Origin of the sequence: uncultured Nitrosomonas sp., assembly GCF_902826915.1 — a bacterium.
Taxonomy (GTDB): Bacteria; Pseudomonadota; Gammaproteobacteria; order Burkholderiales; family Nitrosomonadaceae; genus Nitrosomonas.
Map to the genome: position 1 here is coordinate 1 of NZ_CADEGP010000099.1, position 6,856 is coordinate 6,856.

Annotated in this window: 4 protein-coding genes; all 4 read right to left on the bottom strand. The window is 46.6% G+C overall.

Annotated elements, in window-relative coordinates:
* Positions 1-181: 181 nt before the first annotated feature.
* Complete coding sequence (locus QZV86_RS12915; protein ID WP_295628918.1) at positions 182-457, bottom strand: hypothetical protein; 276 nt, start codon at positions 455-457, stop codon at positions 182-184.
* A complete protein-coding gene (locus tag QZV86_RS12920; protein ID WP_295628921.1) occupies positions 441-596 on the bottom strand; it encodes a hypothetical protein in 156 nt (51 codons plus the stop codon). The genes QZV86_RS12915 and QZV86_RS12920 overlap by 17 nt, the downstream gene beginning before the upstream one ends.
* Positions 597-735: 139 nt before the next feature.
* Positions 736-5,505: a peroxidase family protein gene (locus QZV86_RS12925; RefSeq protein WP_295628923.1), complete on the bottom strand. Its 4,770-nt coding sequence runs from the start codon at positions 5,503-5,505 to the stop codon at positions 736-738.
* A gap of 700 nt (positions 5,506-6,205) precedes the next feature.
* Positions 6,206-6,658 (bottom strand): PGPGW domain-containing protein, encoded by a 453-nt coding sequence (locus QZV86_RS12930; RefSeq protein WP_295628926.1) that lies wholly within the window; start codon positions 6,656-6,658, stop codon positions 6,206-6,208.
* Positions 6,659-6,856 lie beyond the last annotated feature (198 nt).

The window sequence follows — 6,856 nt, forward strand, 5'->3', positions numbered from 1 at the left end:
TGAAATCACGCGAACAATCACTTTTATCGATCATTATCGGCTCAGAAGGCGCATTTCTCCTGTGATTGCACATGGTATCTGTTTATTAACATACAATCTGGGCAGCCTTTTTAGGTTGTATGCCATAGCTTGTAAGATATATCAGGCAATCTCCCGGATCTTCCGGGAGATTGATAAAGGTTTAGCTGATAGAAACATTATAGACAGTGTGTATACCGGCATGCACCGCCTTTGGATCAAGATGACTAGTCGTCGCCATGATTTGGATTGGATCAGCCAGTGTAGACGCCATGCTCCACCGGTTACGTTCAGCGATTTGGATCACAATACGGAAACAAAGCGCCACTGGCCAGATCGGTTTATTCCAGCGAACTCCATCTCTTCTGACAAATTTCTCAGCCAGAGCGTGGTTAGCGGGTTGGGCGGTAGCCGATTCATCATCAGGAATACGCTGCACTTTTGCGCGAGGTTAGAATGGCCGGCGCGGCCAGAATCGTGGCTCCCGTTGTTTTAAAAAACGCACGCCGCGATTCATTCAATGGAGAATCCGAGTCAATATCGTTGCCTAAATTAGATTCATATTCTCCGCTTTTCATGATAATGCCCTCCCTAAAGTTAATTTTCTAAATCAAATCGCACTTTGCGTACATCTTGATTATGTATAAACCCTGAAAAAACTTATTGACACCCATCAGATCAAAGTAAACTGATGGGTGTCACCCCCTTTTCCGGTGTTTACAACACCAGATCTCCCTCAACAAGCGTTGGTGCTCCTGCCAACAGAATCTGGAACTCAGGAGCGTTATTTCCAGCCGTGTTACCTTCCAGCAAACCCGTTAACGGGTCATAACGTAGCTGACTCCTACCGCTGAAAGCATTATCTCCGACAAAGATAAATGCTTGATCACCTGGAAATGCCATTGTTGTATTACCATCGATCGCACTCAGGTCAATCGTATCGGTTCCGCTCACGAAGTCCATGATGGTGTCTCTATTTGCAACATTGGAATGAAAAACTGCTGCAAGGTATTTAAAGGTATCCGCACCCGCTCCGCCTGCCAGAATGTCAGCATGCGGCCCGCCAATCAGCGTATCGTCGCCATCACCGCCATTAAGCGTATCGGTTCTAGGTCCGCCACTGAGCGTATTGTTGCCGCTATTACCGATAAGGATATTGGCTAAGCCATTGCCGGTTCCGTTAATCGCACCCCCTCCAGTCAGCGTGAGGTTCTCGAAATTGTTAGTCAACGTGAATGTCACTGCGCTTTCGACCGTATCGATACCTTGATTAAACAACTCGGTGATCGTGACCGGCAGACTACTAATCACATACGTGTCGTTATCTAAACCACCTCTTAATGTATCCGCACCGCCCCCTGAAATTAGGGTGTCGTTACCTACCAAGCCCGTGAGTACGTTGGCGCTGGCATTGCCGGTTAACACGTTGTTAAGGTTATTGCCCGTACCATTCGCTGCAGTACCTGTCAGCGTCAGATTCTCCAGGTTTAGACCCAATGTGTATGTCACCGAGCTTTCAACCGTATCAGTACCGCCGCCAGCAAATTCGGTAATCGTATCGGTCGTGGTATCAACGATATAGGTATCGTCACCCGCACCGCCGTTTAACACATCCACACCGTCCAGGCCATCCAGGGTGTCGTTGCCAAGCAAACCCAACAGAACATCATTGCCCGCTGTACCCACTAGATTATCGTTGCCGAGAGTGCCGACAATCGCAATCCTATCTGCAAACTGCAGCCGCTCGACGTTACGAACCCTATCGCTGCCATCGTCAAGATTATTATTAGTAGGATTAGCGTGATCAACGAATATAGTGCCGGTGGAATCTGAATTCACCACATAGTTGGCAAATACGTCCTGGTACACCGCAGTATCAATACCGGTACTGTTGGATAGAATTTCACGCACGATGGTCAGCTGGTCCGGACTATAGGTTCCATTTTGCACTGCTGTCCGAAGTGTGCCGGTCATATGGTCGAACGTGGTTGTGCCGTTTGCGACAATCTTTGTGTTGAGCCATGCATCACCATCGATGATGTCATCGCCACCACGGCCTTCGAGCACATCGCTGCCGCCACCACCGAGTAATATATTTCCTGAATCAAAGCTGGTGGCGCCGCCCAACAAATTACTCAAACCCGTAATCAGCGCTATCCTATCCGCCGCACTGTGCCCCCCGCTCGCTGGGTTATTCGTGTTATTCAGTGCGTTATTTTGTCCCGAGGCTGGATCAACCAGTGTTAATTCAACACTGGTTGTATCATCACCGCGGATGATATCGTTCAAATTCCAACCAGATGCCGCCTCAACAAATTTGAACCGATCGACAGTCAAATCCTGCCCTGGAAGACCCGCTTCAATAATGAGCCGATTCAAATCGATATTGGCAGGTTGGCCAAAGCCATCACTGACCACCCAATCAAAACCCACGTCACCGTCTATTCTGTCCACACCGGCCAAGCCGTTCATGATGTCATCCCCGCCTTCACCCGTGAAGTCATCGGCACCACCACCACCGACAAAGACATCATTACCGCGAATTCTTGAGGTATTGAAGGGATCATTATTGTCACCCACGGCACCACCGGCAGTTCCGTTCTGAATCCAATCGTGTCCCTCGTTACCAATCATGGCGGCATTCGCCGTATTGCCATAAATAAAGTCGTTACCGGGGCCGGCAAAAACTTCCGAGCTATCGTTTCCGGTCACGACAAAATCATGACCATCCCCAGCTAAAATCAAATTGATACCGGCACCACCGTTGATGAAATCATGTCCATCGCCGCCTTTAATATTGTCGTCACCCGTAGTGTCGGTAATTCTATCGTTACCATCACCACCATTGATCGAATCATTGCCGCCACCACCTTCGAGGCGATCATTGCCACCATCTCCCCATAAAGTGTCATCACCATTTCCCGCCCGAAGCCTGTCAACCCCTTCCGTACCACCCATCACAATATGCTCTCCGCCATTGTAGCGAATGGTATTGGACCCTAACGAAGTGTCTCTCACCAGCAAGGCAGTCTCGTTATAAGGCGTGCTTGGGTCATTGAATATACCGGTGGGATTCACCAATAAATTGGCCGCTTCGAAAGTATATGTTGGCGTTGAAAACACATCGAAGGGCAGATGTTTCACATCCGGCAAGTTGCGCATGATCATTTCAGCAAAGGAGTTTTCTTCCAGTTGTGTGAAGAAGTCCAGCCCGGCAGTACGCGCCAGATAGTAAAAACGATCGCCGTTCTGCAAATTCTCCATCTGGGTTTCAAACACGAAATTAAACGTTGAACCCAATAATCCGCCAAAAGGTGCTTGCGCTTCAGCCAAACCGCCAATCCAGAAATCGACAGAATCCAATCCGGTATTTGCAGTGGTGAAGGTGCCATCGCTATTCATAAAATCACTATTGCCATCTATGAGATTCTGCGCTGCGGCACGTTTGCCTGCATTGTCGGTAGCTGCGGCGATACTTGGATGATTGCCATACGCGGCAATAAAATTAACTAACGATTCCGGGTGCCGAAGTGCCGCGCCAAAATCGTTCCAACTAACATAAGGCTCCACTGCACTCAGCCCGCTATCATCAAAAAACATGCGGCGTGCATCGTTCAATCCGGGAACACCGGCATCGCGAGCGCGCGTCATGTTGATCGCCGCCAAATCAAGTGGCAACCCGACAAGATTGTTGCGCAAGGCTTCGGTGACGAATTCATCGATCTCATTACCGACTTGCTTGGTCATCCCTCTCACCACCGCTGCGGCAGCATCAAGATTATCCGTATAACCATCCGCGAATTCCACCGGATTCAAGAAGGCCTGAATCAATCCAATATCATCCTCATTGCCATTGGCATCCGTTCTGGCAACGGTTTCAGTCAGCATCGAATGGCCAAAGCGATACACCACATGGGCAAACTCGGCCATGATGGCAGGATCGATGCTACTGTCATAATCCACAAAGACATCGACATTTGGTTGCACTTTGCGCGCAAATTCCTCGAATACCAAGTGCTGATATTGCATTTCAGTCGCAAAACGCGCGGCTTGAAACAATTTCTCGCCATCCCACTGATTACCAGGCAACTTCCATTCGTTAATGAATGCAGGGTCACCACTCGTCGTAATCAAATCTTTGATTTCATCAACTTTCCGATTATGCTCGGCATGAAACACAGTATGTACCGTGGTCAAGCCAATATTCTCATTGCCGCGACCATCGCCGGTGATAAAGTGTGCATTTAGCAACTCGTCATCGTATGTTTTAGAAGCCGGTGTGTTACCAACATTGATGTCCGGATCAGGATTTAGCGCACCCTCAAAAAATTTCGGTACTGCAGTATGCGCGATATCATCCAGGAAAGCATGGCCGGTGCGCACCACATTACCTGGAATATTTACCCCATTTCCACCGTTATCGGCTGGGTTACCTTCGAGTAAATTATTTCCCGGCAGCACCAATTGCGCGTAACCATTGGGACCCGGGATAAACTTGCCATACGTATCGGTCGCCAGTAACGGCAGATTTGTTAAATCAACATCGGTCAGATTCAAACCCAGCATGGTTTGGGCTTGTGCTTTAATATCGGCCCAGGTAGCAAGACCGCCCAAACCGCCGGAACCTTCCAACAGCTTACCGGTTGGAACCGGATCACCTGTATTTAGGTTGATTGCATATTCACGCAAGAACACCTGATGCGAAGGATGCGAGGTATAGGTCTGGTTTTGATCTACAAACGGTGTGGTCTGGTTAATGTGATTACGGCCATCATCACCAGTCCCTATGACACCATCGGCGCCGGGCAGATTGGTCGCCCTGGTCAGAGTCATGAAATTAGTCGGTGAACCCTCCTCATACAGTGGATCACCCGGTTGCAGTGGAACAAAAACGGTACCACTTTGGCCTTTATTCACCAAATCCAATCCATGATCAAAAAACTGGCCAAACAGCGTAAACCACGAATTGAACGGTGCCGACAAGCCTTCATCAGGTGTGGTATTGGGAATGAAATATGTTTCAAAAGTTGTTACGCCATCGGCACGAGTGCCACTCACCACTTCTGAGCCATTCGTATTCACAAAAGCGTTTGTTGCGGCAGGGTTGCTGTCTGTCTGGTCAACAATCAGATTACTGACCAAACGCGGCTGCGAATCAAATACTAAGCCTGCTGTCTGGTTATAATGAGTCGAAGTACCGACTGCCTGGCCAGGCGATCCAAAGCCCTCAGGCACATCTTCCCCCGGCCTGAACTCCGGCGCCAGCAAGCGCGGAAACACCCGGTCTGCCGCACCAAACAAGCTCTGGCCATTGACCAGATTGTTATAAGATCCATCGACATTGCGCAAGCCAAAAGACAGCACTGGATCACCCACAAGTCCTGGCAATGCGTTGAAAGTACCTGCCTGCTGCGCTGCGGAATCTGCATCAGCAATCGCTATCTGCTCAAGTAGAAAATCTAAATCAGTTCTGCTGAAATTTGCCATTTTATCTGACTCCTATCATTGTCTATAAATTTAGCAAGCTCGGCACTTTTTGCACTGTGCTGACTTACTACACTTAAATTAATAACTTTCGTTGTTCGTTATCTCTACCAATCAAGTGTGGTTTGATAATCAGCAGATCACCGGTTATCAGAACGATCACTCCGATTTATTGAGTAATTCCTTGTCTAATAAAGCAATATTGTTATGTTTAAGCTGCTGGATGAAATGCCATACAGCTAAGAATCTCTCGCTATTGCATCTGGGGATAGCCTTCGGCTATAAGAAAAATGATATCGCTACAGTTGCAGTCAATACAGTATTTGATTTAATTTACGCTTCTAAGTTAGGTAGCAAAAAATTCAGTGCCTTTTTTCACTTGTTATTTACAACACCACAGAAGCCAATTTATGTTCAAAACCCTTTATCTCTAGCCAATACCTTTTATCTTATTATTCTTAATCTTTTCATCCGCCCTTTTTTGGCAATGAGATAGTATCCTCAAAACCTTCACAAAATAAGTGACAGGCTGCAGCAGTTTAATAGTATTTTTGTCCCGATAATGTCCTATATCATGTAGGATATATCTTTCGTATATAAAAAAATTATATCTAAATATTATATAATTACATTATGCGAAGGCAATGCAAAGAATATGTTAAGAAAGTGTGAATAGAGCTCGACTTATTTCAGAGACGAGGACTCAAAGTGATGACTGTTCTTGCGAATCAGATGATAACGTCAGTGGAGGCTGACTGAATTTATGGCGCAGCGCGTTAATAATATTTAATAGAGCAGGTTGCCCGATAATTTTAGCTTCTAACCTACGCTTATTAGGAAAATCCAAACATGAAATCCCAATAAGTATTGTCAATAGGCCTTGCCCCGGCAGAAAAAGCATCAGGAAGCCTGCAAGCAGGAATACAAAGCCAACCATGTTTTTAATAATCCGACCGATAATGCGCAATACAGGGTGATGATCTTTCATCCAATGACGAGGAACGCGCAAATCGAAATAGTCACTCGGCAAACGAATCAGGATCCATGGAATCGCGACCAAAGAAGCAATGAAGCCAATGATTGATGCGATCGTCAAATCGATCAATACATCGATAGATATCCATTGATCAATCGTCGCGACGATATTTTCCAGCATGAAAAATTAACCAGATAAATTGAAAATCATTCAGATCGCTCCGAATAATCTAAGGAGAGAAATAGTAACTGCATACGGAAGGAATTCCTACTGCTTATTTGCTTGTTGAAAGCAGTAGGAACAATGCTGCGACATCAAAAATTGAATTAAGAAACGATACTGTTTGTTTAGATAACTTTATCTGGAACGACACGATTG

Bases quoted from the DNA above. Each gene is read 5' to 3' on its own strand.
- QZV86_RS12920 (WP_295628921.1), bottom strand. From the start codon at position 596: ATGAAAAGCGGAGAATATGAATCTAATTTAGGCAACGATATTGACTCG.
- QZV86_RS12925 (WP_295628923.1), bottom strand. From the start codon at position 5,505: ATGGCAAATTTCAGCAGAACTGATTTAGATTTTCTACTTGAGCAGATA.
- QZV86_RS12930 (WP_295628926.1), bottom strand. From the start codon at position 6,658: ATGCTGGAAAATATCGTCGCGACGATTGATCAATGGATATCTATCGAT.